Source organism: Synechococcus sp. HK05 (genome assembly GCF_019104765.1).
GTDB lineage: Bacteria > Cyanobacteriota > Cyanobacteriia > PCC-6307 > Cyanobiaceae > Vulcanococcus.
Window position 1 is genome coordinate 138,485 of sequence record NZ_JAHRXJ010000002.1, and the last position, 15,911, is coordinate 154,395.

A 15,911-nucleotide genomic window follows, 5' to 3' on the forward strand; every position below is an offset into this window, starting at 1 on the left:
TGCCCGGTTCAGGCCCTTCATGCTTCCCCCTCTGGCGCTGATCGCTGAGATCAGCCCCCATCAGCTGGAAGTGGCGGAAACCCTCCTTCAGGTGGGTCGCTTTCTGGTGATCTTCATCGCTGCTCGCGCCATCGCGGAGGTGATGGTGCGCCTCCAGCTGCCCACGATCCTGGGTGAGCTTGTTGCCGGCGTGCTGATTGGCGTCTCAGGCTTGCATCTGATCGTTCCGCCGGAAACGCAGGCGCAGATCAGTGGGGCCCTGCTCTCACTATTAGGTTCCCTCGCAGAGATCCGGCCCGATGAAGTGGCTGAGGTCTACAACGAAACCTTCCCGAGCCTTCAGGCCGTTTCCCAGATCGGCTTGTTTGCGCTCTTGTTCCTCACCGGCCTGGAGAGCGAACTTGATGAGCTCGTCGCCGTGGGCGTTCAAGCCACAACGGTGGCGGTGGCGGGTGTGGTGCTCCCCTTTGCCCTCGGAACAGCGGGCCTCTATTACATCTTCCATGTGCCGCTGATTCCAGCGGTGTTCGCCGGTGCAGCGATGACGGCCACCTCCATTGGCATCACCGCCAGCGTGTTCGGTGAGCTCAAGTGGCTCAAGCGCAAAGAGGGCCAGATTGTGATCGGCGCTGCCGTGCTCGACGACATCCTCGGCATCGTGATCCTCGCCGTGGTGGTGGCGATCGTGGGCGGCGGCAGCTTCACCCTCGGCCCGGTGATCAAGCTGGGCCTGGCGGCCGTGGCCTTTGTGGCGGTGGCGCTGGTGCTGAGCCGGAAGGCGGCTCCCGCCTTTGATTGGGTGGTGGATCAGCTCAAGGCCCCCGGCGATGTGGCCGTGGCCAGCTTTGTGGTGCTCACCCTCTGCTGTTTCGCGGCTCAGGCCATCGGCTTGGAAGCGGCTCTGGGTGCTTTCGCGGGTGGGTTGATCCTCAGCGCCTCCAAGCACACCCACGACATCGAAGCGGCGGTCAAGCCTCTGGTGGCCCTCTTCGCCACGGTGTTTTTTGTGTTGATCGGCACGGGGATGGATCTCTCGGTGCTCAACCCCCTGGATCCCGCCAATCGCGAAGGCCTGATCGTGGCGGCGTTCCTGCTGGTTGTGGCGATCGCCGGCAAGGTTGCAGCCGGCTGGAGCTACATCAGCTCGGAGCCCACCAATCGTTTGGTGGTGGGGCTGGGCATGATGCCCCGCGGTGAAGTGGGTTTGATCTTCCTGGGGCTGGGCAGCCAGGCCGGCATCCTCAGCCCGGCGCTGGAAGCCGCCATCTTGTTGATGGTGATCGGCACCACCTTCCTCGCCCCGATCTTGCTGCGGGTGGTGATTCCCTCCGCACCGATTGTGGTGGAGGCCGAGGCTGCTTAGGTGCAGGCTTACAGCGGCCGCTCGATTGCGCTGGCCACCCAGCACGGCAAAGAGCGGGCGCTGGCTTTGCCCATTCGCTGGGGTCTGGGGGCGGAGCTCGAGCTCTGCGCTGTTGACACCGACCAGTTGGGCACCTTCAGCGGTGAGATCCCTCGCCTTTCTGATGCGGTGGCCACCTGTGTGGCCAAGGCACGCCTTGGCATGCAAGCCAGTGGTTTGCCGTTGGGCCTCGCCAGTGAGGCGAGCTTCGGCCCGCATCCAGCGATGCCGATGCTGCCGGTAGGGATGGAACTGCTGGTGTTCGTGGATGAGGAGCGGACTCTCTCTGTGATGGAGCAGCGGCTCGAGTGGCGCACCAACTACAGCCACACCGTGCTGGAACCCGATGGCGATCCAGGCCCCTGGCTGGCCCAGGTGCAGTTCCCCTCTCACGCTGTGATCGTCCGTCCGGCGGCGCACGAGGCGGGCCTTCTGTTCAAAGCGCTGAATGGCACCGCCGCCCTGGCTGAGGCCATCGCCAGGTGCCGCGCCGCCGATCCAAACGGGCGTGTTTGGCTGGAAACCGACATGCGGGCCCACTGCAATCCCACCCGCATGCGCTCGATTCGGCGCCTGGGTGTGGAGCTGGTGCGAAGGCTGCGCACCCCGTGCCCCGAGTGCGGCTGCCCCGGTTGGGGCCTGCTCAACACCCAGCCCGGCCTGCCTTGCCGTGAGTGCGGCACGGCTACCGAGCTCACCCTCAGCGAGATCTGGGGCTGCCAGCAGTGCGGCGCCCGCCGCGAGCAGCCTCGCCGGGATGGTCGGCTTCAGGCGGATCCCGGTCAGTGTCCGTGGTGCAATCCCTAGCCCAATCGGTCACATCCGTCATCCTGGGCTGAGCCGAGCCCATCGTTGATGGCCGAACCCACCAGCCTGGCCTCCCTGGAGGCGGGTTTCGAGCGGGAGGCCCGCCTGGATGAGCCGTTTGTGGTGCTCACCGTGGCGGCCAGCCTGATCGCCACCCTGGGCCTGCTGGCAGACAGCGCCGCCGTGGTGATCGGGGCGATGTTGATCGCCCCGTGGATCCTGCCGCTGCGCAGTGCCTCTTTTGCGATCATCGACGGCCGCCTCAACCTGGCGGGCCGGGCCTTGCTCACCCTGGCGGTGGGGGTCACGATCACCATCGCCCTGTCCGCCGGCCTGGGATGGCTGGCGCGCTTGCCGGTGCTGGGCGATGAGGTGCTGCGGCGCACCACGCCCAACCTGCTCGACCTCGGCATCGCCCTGGTGGCCGGCTCAATCGCCACCTACGGGCGCCTGCGCCAGGAGGCGGTGTCGTCGATCGCCGGCACGGCCATTGCCGTGGCCCTGGTGCCGCCGGTGTGTGTGCTGGGCCTGCTGCTCTCGATCCAGCAGTGGGGGCCTGCACGTGGGGCGGCGTTGCTGTTTGCCGCCAACCTGCTGGGCATCCTCTCGGGTGGTCTGCTCACCCTGGTGGTGAGCCAGGCCAGCCTGCGGCAGCAGCTTTGGCGCAGCCGGATTGGTTTGGTGAGTCTGCTGCTCACCGGTTTGCTGCTGATTCCCCTCACCGGCAGCTTCCTCAGCCTGGTGGCCCAGGCCCAGCGGCGCGTGGCACTGCAAGAGGTGGAGCGCGCCATCACGGAAAGCCTGCGCCAGCGCACGATCACCCTGGGCAAGGATTCCGAGCTCACCAGCGTTTCGATTGATTGGAACCAAAACCCGCCGCTGATCAAGGCGGCGGTGAGTGTGAGCCGGCCGAATCTGCCCACGCCTAAGCAGGTGGCGGCCGTTCAAGACTTCATCAATAAGCAGCAGTCGTTCAACTACCGCCTGTTGGTGCAGCGGGTGTCGATCGATGTGATCGGCCCTGAGGCTGCACCCAACCCCGAGCCGGCCAGCAGCGATGAAGCAGCCGGGATCAGCGTGCCCACACCCCCCTCCTCACCACCACCGCTGCCACCGTTGCCGGCCGATCCGCCCCCTGCAGACAACAAGCCCCCGCTAGCCGAGAATTGAGGCATGTGTTGACCGCTACATGCCCTACGCCCTGAGTGCGTTCCAGATCGTTGCCGGCATCTTGTTGCTGTTCGGTGGCGGTGAACTGTTCGTGGCCGGATCGGTGGCTCTGGCCATGCTGCTGGGGATTCCCCAGATCGTGATCGGCCTCACGGTGGTGTCGCTGGGCACCAGCGCCCCGGAGCTGTTCGTGAGCCTCCTCTCCACCCTGCAGGGCGGCACCGGCGGGGATGCCATTGCCGTCACCAATGTGGTGGGCTCCAACATCTTCAACGTGCTGGTGGTACTGGGGGCCAGCGCCGTGGTGATGCCGCTGCGGGTGAAGAGCCGCTTGGTGCGGCGCGATGTGCCGCTGCTTCTGGGGGTCTCGATGGCCACCTGGGGCATGGCATCGGGCGGCCGGGTTACCTGGATCGCGGGCTTGGCTCTGCTGACCGCCCTGGTGATCAACCTGATCTGGGAAACACGCACCGCGTCTGAGGAGCCTGAAGAGCTCAGCGACGAGCTCGATGCGTCGGCCCGACCCAGCGGTTTTGTTGCCGCGGCCAAGCTGGCGGCGGGCCTGGGCTTGTTGGTGCTCGGGTCCCAGGTGTTGGTGAAAGGGGCGATCACGGCCGCGCAGGGCCTTGGTGTGAGCGAAGCCGTGATCGGCCTCACGATCGTGTCGGCGGGAACCTCGATGCCGGAGTTGGTCACCTCCTTGGTGGCGGCTTACCGAGGCAAGGCTGATCTGGCGATCGGCAATGTGGTGGGCAGCAACCTGCTGAATCAGGTGGCGATTCTTGGGGTGTGTGGACTGGTCTCCGGTTCCGATGGCCTGCTGGTGGATCCGCTGCTGATCACCCGCGACTTTCCGATCATGGTGGCCACCACCCTGGCTTGCCTGCCGATCTTCTGGAGTGATGGGGTGATCAGCCGCCAGGAGGGCTGGGTGCTGCTGGGTTTGTATGTGCTGTATCTGACTGAACAAGTGCTGCAAAGCACCGCATCAACCGGTTTGGATCAGTTCCGGTTTGTGGTGCTCGCCACTGTGGTGCCGCTGGTGTTGGTGTTCGTGGCTTGGAATGCTCTGGAGTGGCGGCAGCGCAGCCTCAAACGAGGCTGAGGCGTGCCACGTTGAGACCGGCTTCCTGGGCATCACTGCAGAGGTGATCACAGCTTTCGGCTTTGAGCCGTACCGAGCCCGAACAGATCAGATCCCAGGTGCTGGTTTCGAAATGGGTCTGCAGCCACACCATCCCGATCACTGAACGGGGCTCGAGCTGGAAGCTGTCGCCCTTGGCGGTGAGGCTCAGATCTGTGCCGTGGCGATCCATGACCCAACAAAAAACCTCCCCCTATTGGAGGGGGAGGCGCAGAGGGCTGTCGTAACAACAACCACCGATTGAGCCTTTGGTGGTGAACTCAGCCCTCGTTCACCTGCTGGGCTGCCTCGGCTTGGCGGTGGTGATAGGCGTGGCCGCGGTATTGCAGTTCCACCTCGGTGTCCACGGCGGCGGCTTCGTGGCGGAGGGGAGCGTCGTAGTGCTGCCCGCGATAAGCGTGATCCACGGGCTGGGGGCTGGGCTGCTCGTGGGTGGCGTTGTCGTAGCTGACGCCGCGGTATTGGAGTTTGGTCATGGGATTGGGCCTCGAAGGGTTGGAGGAGGGTCTGGGAGTTCAGACGGGTCCGCTTCGTGGGAAGGAGCGTTGCTTCGCCTCGCGGTGGGCTACTTCCGGTGAACCAGGGCCCAGGGGCGGTTCACCCAACGTTTTGTCCTTCTCAGCCGATTCTGCCGAATCAAGACTGTTCATGGTGAACAAAACGCCAATTTCTTTACAGAACGATGATTGTGAATGTGCTTACGCAAGCCTTTGCGGCGCTGATCCATTGCCGCGCCGAGGGAAGTTGTGCGCCGTTTTGTAGCGGCCGTAACAATCCGGGGCACCGCAATCGCGAATGATCTCCCCCAATGGCGGAAAACCGCCATCACCAACCAGCGATTCTTATGACTGTTGCCTCGCCCGCTTCTCGGCGCCGGCCGAGAAGTTTGCAGGAAGCGAGTCTGTTGGAGGCTCCTGAGCTGCTGCTGCGCAAAGTTCGCGGCCTCTCCTCCAACCGCACGCTTACCTGGCTGGCCTGTGTGCCCATCGCCTTGATGGGCCTTGGTCTGTTCAACCTCTCCGCCCATGCGGCTGAGCTGCCTGAGCTCAACGCTGCATTTCTGGCGAACAACCTCTGGCTACTGGTCGCCACCATCCTGGTGATCTTCATGAACGCCGGCTTCGCCATGGTGGAAGCCGGGATGTGCCGCCAAAAGAACGCGGTCAACATCCTCGCGAAGAATCTCTTCGTGTTTGCCCTCGCCGTCACCGCCTACTGGTTCGTCGGCTACTCCCTGATGTACGGGGATCCGGTGGCAGCAGGCGTTCTGTATTTCAACGGTCTGTTCTTCGACCCAACCGTGACCCCTGAGCTGATCGCTGAGGGTGGTTTGGTCCCGAGCGTTGACTTCCTCTTCCAGGCCGCTTTCGCGGGCACAGCCGCAACGATCGTGTCTGGCCTGGTGGCTGAGCGCGTGAAGTTTGGCGAGTTCGTGATCTTCGCCCTGGTTCTCACCGCTGTGATCTACCCGATCTCCGGCTCCTGGCAGTGGAACGGCGGTTGGTTGAGCGAGCTCGGCTTTATCGACTTCGCTGGTTCGTCCATCGTCCACTCCGTGGGTGCGTGGGCTGGTTTGGTGGGCGCGATGTTGCTGGGTCCCCGGATCGGCAAGTTCGTGAACGGCAAGGCTCAGGCCATTCCTGGCCACAACATGTCGATTGCCACCCTGGGTGCCCTGATCCTCTGGATCGGCTGGTACGGCTTCAACCCGGGCTCTGAGCTGGCCATGGACCAGTACGTGCCCTTCTTGGCTGTGACCACCACCTTGGGCGCCGCCGGTGGCGCTATCGCCGCCACCATCGTCTCCACGATGACTTCCGGCAAGCCTGACCTCACCATGATCATCAACGGCACCCTGGCCGGCCTGGTGAGCGTGACTGCCGGTTGCGGCAACCTCACCCTGGTGGGCTCCTGGGTTGCTGGTGCCGTGGGCGGCATCATCGTGGTGTTCGCCGTATCCGCTCTGGATGCCTCCGGTATCGACGATCCCGTGGGTGCGTTCTCCGTGCACGGTGTGTGCGGTGTGTGGGGCACCCTCGTGATTGGCCTCTGGGGCGTTGATGGCATGGATCCCGGCGCTGCTGGTATCGGCCTGCTCAACGGTGGTGGTATCTCCCAACTGGGTGCTCAGGCCCTCGGTTGCGCCGCCTACGCCATCTGGACCCTGGTGACCTGCTGGATCGCCTGGTCTGTGATTGGTGCCATCTTCGGCGGCATCCGCGTCACCGAGAAGGAAGAGGTGGAAGGCCTCGACATCGGTGAGCACGGCATGGAGGCCTATCCCGATTTCGCTTCCGCCAAGTGATCGTCGGCCTCTGCTGACCTCTCCAGCCCGCCGTCAGGCGGGCTTTTTGCTGTTCTGGCATCCTGAGGCCCTGTTGCTGGTTCACCGTGGCCTGCCCCAGCTGTGGTGCTCGCCTGGTGGCCGTGTCCACGGAACCGCCGATCCGCCTGATCTGCGCCGGCTGCGGACGCCCCCTGCCGGTGAAACCTGGGCTGCCCCCCTATCTGTGGCTCCAGCTCAATCTGCGCCGTTGGCTGCTGCTGCTTCTGCTGCTGGTGCTGCCGCTGTTGCTGTTCAGCATCTCGCCTCTCAATGACTCCTCTGCCTCCCGAAATCAGCGGGCACGCCTCGGGCGGACCACCATGGGACGGGTGCTGCAGAACCGCCAGGCTCAGCAATCTGCGCCGCAGCGGCGGCGCCAGAGTCCATAGAGCTTGTCGAGCTCGAGGTAAAGGAACAGCAGCAGGCTGAAGCCCACACAGATCAGCAGATCGTGGGCACTGAGGGCCGTGGTGCCAAAGAAGCGCGACAGCGGCGGCGCATAGAGCAGCAGCAATTGCAGGCCGCTGGTGCAGCTCACCGCCACCAACAACCAGGGATTACTAAAGGCCGGCACCTGGAGCAGCGGCCGTTCGCTGCGGGCGGAGAGGGCATGGCCCATCTGCGCCAGGCAGAGGGTGGTGAACACCATGGTGGGCCAGGGCGCGCCGGCCCGGTTGGCCAGCAGCATCATCAGAATCACCAGGGCGGCAAACACCACGCCGATGCGCAGGATGTAAGCCCCCAGCCCACGCGCAAAGATCGATTCCCCCGGTAGGGCCGGCGCTCGCCGCATCAGTTGATCGTCGCCCGGTTCCAACGCCAGGGCCAGGGCCGGCAAGCCGTCGGTCACCAGATTCATCCAGAGAATCTGCAGGGGGGTGAGCGGTACGCCCACGAGCCCCAGCAGTGGAGCCGATCCGATGGTGATCAGTTCTCCCACATTGCTGCCGAGGATGTATTTCACGAAGCGGCGGATGTTGGTGTACACCAACCGCCCTTCGGCAACGGCCTTCACGATCGTGGCGAAGTTGTCGTCGAGCAGCACCACATCGGCGGCTTCTTTGCTCACATCCGTGCCCGTGATGCCCATGGCTACGCCGATGTGGGCCTGCTTGAGGGCCGGGGCATCATTCACGCCATCGCCGGTCATCGCCACCACCTCACCGTTGGCCTGCAGTGCTTTCACGATGCGCAGCTTCTGCTCAGGAGCCACCCGCGCGAACAGGTTGCAGCGGCTCACCACCTGCTGGAGCTCGGCGGCATCCAGGGCATCGAGCTCGCGCCCAACGATCACCTCGCTCCCTGCATCGGCCAGGCCGATGGCCGCACCGATGGCCCGGGCGGTGAGGGGGTGGTCGCCCGTGATCATCAGGGGCCGGATGCCGGCTTGCCGGCAGGTGGCCACGGCGGCGGCCACCTCAGGCCGTGCGGGGTCGAGCTGGGCCATCAGGCCCAGCAACACTTGCCCGTTCAGCCCCTGGCTCGGGCTCGGGTGATGGGGGGCGCAGGCAAAGGCCAGCACCCGGAGCCCGGCTCCGGCCAGCTCCAGGGCTTGCTCCAGCCACCAGTGCCGCTGCGCAGCGCTCATCGGCACCACGCCGCCCCCATCGATCCAGCGATCGCAGAGGCTGAGGATCACCTCCGGTGCCCCTTTGCTGATCAGCAAGCGTGCGGATCCGGCCGCGCTGGTCCCGAGGGGGGCCTGGAGGTCGCCGTGAGGATCTTCGATCCATACCGCCATCAGCTGCTCCTCCGCGCTGAAGGGGATTTCGGCGCTGCGGCGGTAGTGGCTGCGCAGCTCGAAGTCATCGATGCCAGCCTTTAAGGCCACCACCGAGAGCGCTCCCTCCGTGGGATCTCCCAGCACCTCCCAGCGGCCATCGGCCCGCTGGCGGTGTTCGGCATCGCTGCAGAGCACCCCGGCCTGCAGCAACAGGGTTTGCGCCTCCGTTGGGCAGCCTGCTCGCGCTCCGGGGGGCGGCGGTAGCGCCTCGGTGCGCAACTGGCCCTCGGGTTCATATCCCTGACCCGACACCTCCACCACCGTGGTGCCTACCCGCAGCTGCTGCACCACCTGTCGGTTCTGGGTGAGGGTGCCGGTTTTGTCGGAGCAGATCACCGTCACCGAGCCGAGCCCTTCCACCGCCGGCAGCCGCCGGATCAGGGCGGCGCGGCGCACCATGCGCTGGGTGCCAATGGCGAGGGTCACCGTGATCACAGCCGGCAGCCCCTCCGGCACGATCGCCACCGCCATCGAGAGCGACACCTCGAGCAGGTTGAGCAGGGGCTGACCCAGGAGCCAGCCCAGCACCACCACCACGGCCACCAGGCCGAGGGCACCGCCCACAAGCGCCTTGGCTAAGCCATCGAGCCGATCCTGCAGGGGGGTGCTTTCCCCGCCGGCGGTGTTGAGCATGCTGGCGATCTGGCCCAGCTCGGTGCCCATGCCGGTGGCACTCACCACGGCCACGCCTCGCCCCCGCACCACTTCGGTGCCCTGAAACAGGCAATTGAGCCGCTCCAGCACGGGCGTGCCGGGCTCCAGGACCAGATCGGCCCGCTTGAACACGGGCTCTGCCTCGCCCGTGAGCGCCGATTCCTGCACGCCGAGATCGGCCACCTCCAGCAGGCGGGCATCGGCGGCGATTCGGTCACCGGCTTCGATGCGGATCAGATCGCCCGGCACGAGCTCCTCGCTGGCCAGCCGTTGCCACTGCCCATCCCGGCGCACGTGCACGAGGGGCTGAGCCAGGTTGCGCAGCGCCAGCAGAGCCTGCTGCGCCTTGCTCTCCTGGAGGTAGCCCAGTAGAGCGTTGAGCAGCACGATCACCAGGATCGCGATCGCATCCTTTGGAAACTCCTGCTGATGCAGGGCCGCAGCGCCAGATACGGCGGCCACCGCTAGCAGCATCAGCAGCATCACGTTGCTGAACTGATCCCAGAGGATCCGCCAGGGGCTGCGGCCGGCGGAGAGCTGCAAGCGATTGGGGCCGCTGGAGGCCTGGCGCCGCTTGGCCTCGGCGTTGCTCAGGCCATCCCAATCACTGCGAAGGGCTGCGCAACAGGCCTCGGTGTCCATGGCATGCCAATGGATGGAGGCGGAGTCAGCCAACGCGGCCCGCAGCAGCTGCCTTGAGTCTGTTGGATTTCAGCGGCTTGTCTGCCTCAGGAGAGCATGGCTAAAGAGCTCGATAGACACCGTCCTGCCAATGCCCTCGCCCCAGGATTGGAATCGTGCTGGCTTACCTGCCTGGACCTACCGCAGCGAGAGGTTGCTTTCGGTGGAGGCCGAGCGGGTGTTCCTCAATCACTGGCATGTGGTGGGCCACCTCAACGATGTCCGTGAACCCGGCGACTGGCTGAGCTTCGATCTGCTGGGCGAGCGGGCCCTGGTAATGCGCGGCAAGGATGGTGTGGTCCGCGCCTTTCACAACACCTGTCGCCATCGTGGTTCGCGCCTGGTCGAAGGCGAGAGCGGTCAGTGCCGCGGGGCCCTGGTTTGTCCTTTTCACGCCTGGGTGTACGACCTGGAGGGTCAGCTCAAAACGCCTTCTCAGCCGGACAAGTTTCCCGAGCTGGACTCCCAGGGGTGGGGGCTGAAGTGTCTTGAGCTGGAGGTCTGGCGCGGTCTGTTGTTTCTGCGTTTCGAGCCTGGGCCTCAGCCCGCCGTTGCCACGTTGATGGCTCGCCATGAACAAGAGCTGCACCCTTATCCGCTGGAATCCCTGCAACCCACCGATGGCTTCTACAGCAGTCCCGTTACGCCAGTGAACTGGAAGGCGATGGTGGATGTGGATAACGAGTGCTATCACTGCCCCACCGCTCATCCAGGCCTCAGTGATCTGTACGGTCGCCGTTATGAGGAGGGCCCCTGGATCGACGGGACCCATCGCATCCGTGGGCCCTTCAACGCATCGGAATCGCGGCACGAGATCAATCGCGACTATCGCGAGCTGGTGGACCAGCATCCCGAACCGTTCGCGAGCCTTCCCCAGGCCTGGTTGTACATCGGCCTGTTCCCGGTATCGGTGTTGGTGTTTTATCCGGAATCTGCTGGTTTCTACCGCTCGATCCCCCTGGATGCCACCACATCAGTGATGACTGGAGCGACCTATCGCTATGACGGTGAATCAGAGAGTATGCGCGAAGCCCGCGCGCTCTCTCAGCAGATTGATGCTGCGGTGATGGAAGAAGATAAACATGTCTGCGAGCTTCACTTTCAGGCAACAGCGTCTCGCTACTGGGAGCAAGCGATCCTGGGTGACTCGGAGAAGGCCCTGCGCGAGCATCACGACATGCTCAGGGCGCTGATCCCTGAGTTGAATGCCACGCGTGAGCCGGGCTCATTTGAGTCCGATGCCAGGGGCGCCTGATTGCAATGAAAGATTGATCAACAGGATGCCCCCAATCACCAGCACGAGGCCAAGGGCGCTGCGACGGCTGAAGCGTTCTCCATAGAGCAACACACCCAGACATGTGACCAACGTGAGGCCAAGTCCCGACCAGAGTGCATAGGTCAGCCCGAGGGGGAGGCGGGCTAACGTTAGACCCAACATCAGGGAAGAAAGCACATATCCCAGCACCGAAAGCGCTACCAGTGCAGGCTTCTTCAGACCGTCAGATCCCTTCAGGGCAGTGGTTCCGAGGTTCTCGAAACCGATGGCCAGGGCGAGAGTGAGATAGCCGGCCCACATCACGCCGCCTCCGATCCCAGGTTCAACACGCAGACCCCTGCGATCACCATCAAGACGCCCAAGGCGCTCACGGGTGTGAATTGCTCACAGAAGCAAAGAATTCCCGCTGCCGTGGCGATCAGCATGCCCAGTCCAGACCACAGCGCATAAGCCAGGCCCATCGGCAGCGCACGCATGCTGCGACCGAAGAAATAGAACGACAGGATGTAGCCGATCACGGCGATGGCTGAAGGCTGGGCCTGTGTGAAGCCTTCCGAGGCCTTCAGAGCTAGTGTTCCGGCCTGTTCTGCTGAGATCGCAAACAGCAGCTCTGCCATGCAACGCAGGCGCAGGCGTGCACTGGTGGCTTGCATTCAGATGAAATACATCGTCTGGGCCTGCAGCATGGCATCGCGTTCGTGGAGCAGGTCGGCCAGGCTGATGGCCTCTAGCCGGGCCAGGCGTTGCTGGAGTAGGGCGCTGCCGAGCTGCTCGATCACTCTCCGTTCGGCACTGCTTGCGCCAGGGCTGATGCTTTTGGATTCGCCCTCCAGGCACAGGATCACCTCCAAAAGGGTGATCTCAGCGGCGGGCCGGGCCAGCTGGAAGCCACCGCGGGCGCCGCGGATGCTGCGCAGAAGGCCTCCTCGGCGCAGCATCGCCATCATCTGCTCGAGATAGCGCTCGGGGATCGCCTGGCGGGCTGCGATCTCCGCCACCTGCAGGCGTTCCTCCCGGCCTTGCACGCCTGCCAGCTCCAGCAGTGCCAGCAGGCCGTAGGTGGTTTTGGCGCAGAAGCCCACGGCTGGATGGATCCGTCGCTGTGCAGTCTGGCATTGAAACCACGGTGAATGGGTCGTCTTTTGGGGCTGACTGCCGGTCTTTTTGCGCTTCTGCTCCGCAGAACCAGTTGTGCTGCAGTTGATCTCAGGATTCAGGCAAAAATCCGATCTGATCGCCGTTCTATGCTGAATCAATCCTGCTGCCAGGCCGTGACGGATCTGCTTGCTGCTCTGCTGCAGCCAGGGGCGCTGATCACCCTTGTGGTGCTGCTGGGCTCGGTGGTGTTGTTCGTGAGTGGTTGGCTGGCTCCGGAGCTCACCGGCCTGCTGGCGGCTGGCACGCTGGTGGCCACCGGGGTGCTGCAGCCCACGGAGGCCATGGCGGGCTTCGGCAGTCCGGCGCTGATCACCTTGATGGGCCTGTTCGCGATTGCGGCGGCGCTGTTTCGCAGCGGCGCTCTGGACCGGCTCAGGGCGCTGATCGGTTCCGATGCCGTGCGGAGCCCCAGGCGGATGATCGCGCTGATGGTGGCTGCGGTGGGCCCTGTGTCCGCCGTGGTGCCCAACACACCGATTGTGGCGAGTTTGTTGCCGGTGATCGAGGGCTGGTGCCAGCGGCGCCGCATCTCGCCCTCGAAGGTATTGCTGCCCCTGTCCTTCGCCACTGTTCTTGGGGGCACGCTCACCCTGCTGGGCAGCTCGGTGAATCTGCTGGCCAGCGAGGTGAGCAGCAAGCTCGGCTACGGCGCGTTCGGGCTCTTCAGCTTCACGCCGATCGGCATCGGTGTGTGGCTGGTGGGCGGGCTGGTGATGCTGCTTCTGGCCGACCGGTTGCTGCCGGATCGCGGCAGCAATGACGACGATCTGATGGCCGACCTCTCCGGCAGCGGCTACCTCACCGAGGTGGAGATTCCTCCCGCTTCCGAGTTGATCGGCCGCTCCCTGCACGCCAGCCGCCTGCAGCGGCGCTTCGATGTGGATGTGCTGGAGCTGCACCGCGGCAACGAGCGTTTTCTGCCGCCCCTGGCCGATCGCACCCTGGCCCTGGGTGATCGCTTGCTGCTGCGCTGCAGCCGTGAGGATCTGCTGCGTCTGCAGCAAGACCACACCGTGGTGCTGGCTCCCACCCCGGAGGAGCCGGTGGCACCGGATCAGCAGAACAATCAGCGCATGGTGGAGGTGCTGCTCCCCTCGGGCTCAACCCTGGCGGGCGATTGCCTGCGGGATCTGCGTTTCCGTCAGCGCTACAACGCCACTGTGCTGGCGCTGCGCCGCGGCAATGCCGTGCTGCGCGAGCGGCTCGGACGCGTGCAGTTGCGCGATGGCGATGTGCTGCTGCTGCAAGGCCCGAAGGATGCCATCCGCGGCCTCCAGGCCAGCAACGATTTGGTGGTGCTCGAGCAGCTGGAGAAGGATCTGCCCACGGTGAGCCGCAAGCGCATCGCCCTGCTGATCGGTGCCCTGGTGATCCTGCTTCCGGCCTTGGACCTGATGCCCCTGGTGGCATCGGTGTTGCTGGGCACCGTGGCGATGGTGGCCAGCGGCTGCCTGCGGGCCGGCGAGCTGCAGCGGGCGATTCGCCTCGATGTGATCCTGCTGCTGGGATCCCTGGCCAGCTTCAGCGTGGCTCTGGAGAAAACCGGCCTGGCAGCGGCCCTGGCCCAGGCCTTGCTGCTGGGGCTTCGCAACTGGCCGGTGTATGCGGCCCTGCTGGTGGTGTTTTTGTTCACCACCCTGCTCACCGAGGTGATGAGCAATGCCGCCACGGTGGCCATGCTGATTCCGATTGCCGGCCAGTTGGCCCAGGGCCTGGATCAGCCGCCGATGGCCTTCATCTATGCCGTGCTGTTCGGCGCCAGTCAGAGCTTCCTCAGCCCGGTGGGCTACCAAACCAACCTGATGGTGTTAGGCCCCGGTCGCTATCGCTTTCTCGATGTCCCGCGCTATGGATTTCCGCTCACCATCACGATGACCATCACGGTGCCGTTCCTGATCTGCCGCTGGTTCGGTCTCTGAGCCTGCCACGCTGCACAACGATCCATCAGGATGGTGCCGCCTTGTTGACGGTTGAGCCCGTGCGGCCCAGCGCCAGTTCTTCGGATCGCCGCCCCTCACGTCACAAGAGCCTGTTGCGGTTGCTGCGGCAACGGCTGCTCTGGCTCTGGCACCACGAGGGCAGCCATGGCCAGCGGGCCAGGGGTTTGGCGGTGGGCATCTTTATGGGCTGCTTCCCGTTTTTCGGGTTGCAGATTGTGTTGAGTGTGGCCCTCGCCAGCGTGGTGCGCGGCAACCACATCCTGGCGGCCGCCGGCACCTGGATCAGCAATCCCCTCACCTATCTCCCCCTCTACTGGTTCAACTACCAGTTCGGTTGTTGGGTGTTGGGCCCTGGGCCCGCCTTCCCTTCGATGCAGGAGCTGCAGCGGGCGCCGCTCTGGGATCTGGGGATGGCCATGAGCGGCCGGCTGTTACTGGGTTCTTTGTTGGTGGGGTTGATAGGAGCCGTGCTGTTGGGCGGTGGCTACTGGCTGCTGCTGGAGCACCAGCATCGCCGCCGTCCCAAGACTCAGTCCTGAGTGGCTGTGGCGTTGTCGGGCAGACGTTTCCAGCCCGCCAGCACCCCGAGGATGTCGGCGGCACTCACCAGACCCACGAAGGCCCCGAATTCATCCACCACCACCCGCACGGAGCTGCGATCACCGCGGCGGAAGGTGGTGAGGAGTCGGTCGGCCCGGATCATCTCGGGCACGTATTGAGGTGGGTCGCACAGCTCGCACACCAGCCGCGCTCCGCCGCCCTCCAGCAGCTCAGCCAGGGCTTCTTCGCGGCTCTGCACCCCGAGCACCTCATCCACCTCTTCCCCCAGCACCACCCACCAGGCGTCGTCTGGGGCCTGGAGAATCTCCTGGCGCACGGATTCGAGGCTGGCCGTACCGGGCAGCGATGGCGTCGCCACCCGCGACACCATCAGATCGCGGGCGGTGAGGTCGTTGAGGGCGAACACCTTGCCGATCATCGCGGCTTCATCGGCTTCGATCTGGCCCTGTTGGGAGCCCAGCCGCGCCATCAGATGAATCTCCCGCTCATTGGTGGTGAGATCGGCCTCGGCGGTGATTGCCGGCATCAGCTTTTCCAGCAATAACAGCAGCGGCAGGGTGAGGCGCTCCAGCAGCAGCAGCACCCGCGATGCAGCCAGGGAGATCGGCATGGCAAAGCTGTTGCCGATCGCCTTCGGCAAGATCTCGGCCAGCAGGATCACCGCCACGGTGAAGCCCACGTTGAAGAGCACCAGTGCAGCCGCTCCCCCGGCCTGGTGTTTGAAGGTGTGATCGGCCTGGCTGCCCAGCAGCATCGAGCCGGAGATATTGAAGAGGTTGTTGATCACCACCAGCAGCGCCAGGGCTCGCCCCGGGCGCGCTTTGATGCGTTCGAGCGCGCGTGAGCCGGGAACCCGCTGCTGCACCAGGGTGTGCACCTGGATCGGGTTCACCGTGAGCATCGCCGCCTCTGTGCTGGAGGCCAGCGCTGAGCCCACCAGGATCAGCGCTGCCATGGCCAGCAGCACAACGATCGGATTCATCGCTGGGGTGGGGATGCGAGTTGGACC

Annotated in this window: 16 protein-coding genes and 1 riboswitch; of the genes, 9 read left to right on the forward strand and 7 right to left on the reverse strand. The window is 64.8% G+C overall.

The genetic code is table 11. The annotated features are described in order from the left end of the window. Window positions 1-19: 19 nt before the first annotated feature. The 4 genes from KUL97_RS01890 to KUL97_RS01905 are packed head-to-tail and all read left to right on the forward strand — an operon-like array spanning window position 20 to window position 4,484. Complete coding sequence (locus KUL97_RS01890) at window positions 20-1,363, forward strand: cation:proton antiporter (protein ID WP_217795249.1); 1,344 nt, start codon at window positions 20-22, stop codon at window positions 1,361-1,363. Beyond that, a complete protein-coding gene (locus KUL97_RS01895; protein ID WP_217795251.1) occupies window positions 1,364-2,209 on the forward strand; it encodes a DUF6671 family protein in 846 nt (281 codons plus the stop codon). Window positions 2,210-2,257: 48 nt separating this feature from the next. Continuing rightward, on the forward strand, window positions 2,258-3,379 hold the full coding sequence (locus KUL97_RS01900; RefSeq protein ID WP_217795253.1) for a DUF389 domain-containing protein: 1,122 nt from the start codon (window positions 2,258-2,260) through the stop codon (window positions 3,377-3,379). 19 nt (window positions 3,380-3,398) lie between these two features. Continuing rightward, window positions 3,399-4,484, forward strand: a complete 1,086-nt coding sequence (locus tag KUL97_RS01905; RefSeq protein ID WP_217795254.1) for a calcium/sodium antiporter — start codon at window positions 3,399-3,401, stop codon at window positions 4,482-4,484. Here KUL97_RS01905 and KUL97_RS01910 read toward each other — a convergent pair. Further along, window positions 4,471-4,695 (reverse strand): hypothetical protein, encoded by a 225-nt coding sequence (locus tag KUL97_RS01910; protein ID WP_217795256.1) that lies wholly within the window; start codon window positions 4,693-4,695, stop codon window positions 4,471-4,473. The genes KUL97_RS01905 and KUL97_RS01910 overlap by 14 nt on opposite strands. Before the next feature lie 88 nt (window positions 4,696-4,783). Beyond that, window positions 4,784-4,999 carry a DUF4278 domain-containing protein gene (locus KUL97_RS01915; RefSeq protein ID WP_217795258.1) on the reverse strand — a complete coding sequence of 72 codons (216 nt, stop codon included), beginning with the start codon at window positions 4,997-4,999 and terminating at the stop codon, window positions 4,784-4,786. Between the two features lie 63 nt (window positions 5,000-5,062). Continuing rightward, window positions 5,063-5,132: riboswitch (Glutamine riboswitch) on the reverse strand. 235 nt (window positions 5,133-5,367) lie between these two features. On the opposite strand from KUL97_RS01915, the gene KUL97_RS01920 reads away from it, so the two are divergent. Then, on the forward strand, window positions 5,368-6,828 hold the full coding sequence (locus KUL97_RS01920; protein WP_217795260.1) for an ammonium transporter: 1,461 nt from the start codon (window positions 5,368-5,370) through the stop codon (window positions 6,826-6,828). Between the two features lie 86 nt (window positions 6,829-6,914). Next, on the forward strand, window positions 6,915-7,238 hold the full coding sequence (locus tag KUL97_RS01925) for a hypothetical protein (RefSeq protein ID WP_217795262.1): 324 nt from the start codon (window positions 6,915-6,917) through the stop codon (window positions 7,236-7,238). On the opposite strand, the gene KUL97_RS01930 is transcribed toward KUL97_RS01925, so the two are convergent. Beyond that, complete coding sequence (locus KUL97_RS01930) at window positions 7,199-9,961, reverse strand: cation-translocating P-type ATPase (RefSeq protein WP_254896080.1); 2,763 nt, start codon at window positions 9,959-9,961, stop codon at window positions 7,199-7,201. The two genes, KUL97_RS01925 and KUL97_RS01930, sit on opposite strands and share 40 nt — an antisense overlap. A 97-nt stretch (window positions 9,962-10,058) precedes the next feature. Between KUL97_RS01930 and KUL97_RS01935 the strand changes: the two genes are divergently transcribed. After that, on the forward strand, window positions 10,059-11,222 hold the full coding sequence (locus KUL97_RS01935; protein WP_217795264.1) for an aromatic ring-hydroxylating dioxygenase subunit alpha: 1,164 nt from the start codon (window positions 10,059-10,061) through the stop codon (window positions 11,220-11,222). Here KUL97_RS01935 and KUL97_RS01940 read toward each other — a convergent pair. From KUL97_RS01940 to KUL97_RS01950, 3 genes are read right to left on the reverse strand one after another with little or no spacing between them, the layout of a single operon-like run. After that, a complete protein-coding gene (locus KUL97_RS01940) occupies window positions 11,193-11,543 on the reverse strand; it encodes a multidrug efflux SMR transporter (protein ID WP_217795266.1) in 351 nt (116 codons plus the stop codon). The genes KUL97_RS01935 and KUL97_RS01940 overlap by 30 nt on opposite strands. After that, window positions 11,543-11,860, reverse strand: a complete 318-nt coding sequence (locus tag KUL97_RS01945) for a multidrug efflux SMR transporter (protein WP_217795268.1) — start codon at window positions 11,858-11,860, stop codon at window positions 11,543-11,545. The genes KUL97_RS01940 and KUL97_RS01945 overlap by 1 nt, the downstream gene beginning before the upstream one ends. A gap of 36 nt (window positions 11,861-11,896) precedes the next feature. Further along, entirely contained in the window at window positions 11,897-12,325 is a 429-nt protein-coding gene (locus KUL97_RS01950) for an Rrf2 family transcriptional regulator (protein WP_217795270.1), read from the reverse strand. Window positions 12,326-12,487: 162 nt separating this feature from the next. Here KUL97_RS01950 and KUL97_RS01955 point away from each other — a divergent pair, with 162 nt between their 5' ends. Both KUL97_RS01955 and KUL97_RS01960 read left to right on the forward strand, forming a co-directional pair. Beyond that, window positions 12,488-14,320 (forward strand): SLC13 family permease, encoded by a 1,833-nt coding sequence (locus tag KUL97_RS01955; protein ID WP_254896081.1) that lies wholly within the window; start codon window positions 12,488-12,490, stop codon window positions 14,318-14,320. Between the two features lie 44 nt (window positions 14,321-14,364). Then, entirely contained in the window at window positions 14,365-14,880 is a 516-nt protein-coding gene (locus tag KUL97_RS01960) for a DUF2062 domain-containing protein (protein ID WP_254896082.1), read from the forward strand. On the opposite strand, the gene KUL97_RS01965 is transcribed toward KUL97_RS01960, so the two are convergent. Continuing rightward, entirely contained in the window at window positions 14,871-15,884 is a 1,014-nt protein-coding gene (locus KUL97_RS01965) for a CNNM domain-containing protein (protein ID WP_217795272.1), read from the reverse strand. The two genes, KUL97_RS01960 and KUL97_RS01965, sit on opposite strands and share 10 nt — an antisense overlap. Window positions 15,885-15,911 lie beyond the last annotated feature (27 nt).

Coding starts and splice junctions, on each gene's coding strand:
- KUL97_RS01900 (WP_217795253.1), top strand. CDS start 2,258: ATGGCCGAACCCACCAGCCTGGCCTCCCTGGAGGCGGGTTTCGAGCGG.
- KUL97_RS01940 (WP_217795266.1), bottom strand. CDS start 11,543: ATGTGGGCCGGCTATCTCACTCTCGCCCTGGCCATCGGTTTCGAGAAC.
- KUL97_RS01955 (WP_254896081.1), top strand. CDS start 12,488: ATGCTGAATCAATCCTGCTGCCAGGCCGTGACGGATCTGCTTGCTGCT.
- KUL97_RS01935 (WP_217795264.1), top strand. CDS start 10,059: ATGCCCTCGCCCCAGGATTGGAATCGTGCTGGCTTACCTGCCTGGACC.
- KUL97_RS01945 (WP_217795268.1), bottom strand. CDS start 11,860: ATGGCAGAGCTGCTGTTTGCGATCTCAGCAGAACAGGCCGGAACACTA.
- KUL97_RS01965 (WP_217795272.1), bottom strand. CDS start 15,884: ATGAATCCGATCGTTGTGCTGCTGGCCATGGCAGCGCTGATCCTGGTG.
- KUL97_RS01905 (WP_217795254.1), top strand. CDS start 3,399: ATGCCCTACGCCCTGAGTGCGTTCCAGATCGTTGCCGGCATCTTGTTG.
- KUL97_RS01915 (WP_217795258.1), bottom strand. CDS start 4,999: ATGACCAAACTCCAATACCGCGGCGTCAGCTACGACAACGCCACCCAC.
- KUL97_RS01890 (WP_217795249.1), top strand. CDS start 20: ATGCTTCCCCCTCTGGCGCTGATCGCTGAGATCAGCCCCCATCAGCTG.
- KUL97_RS01910 (WP_217795256.1), bottom strand. CDS start 4,695: ATGGATCGCCACGGCACAGATCTGAGCCTCACCGCCAAGGGCGACAGC.
- KUL97_RS01920 (WP_217795260.1), top strand. CDS start 5,368: ATGACTGTTGCCTCGCCCGCTTCTCGGCGCCGGCCGAGAAGTTTGCAG.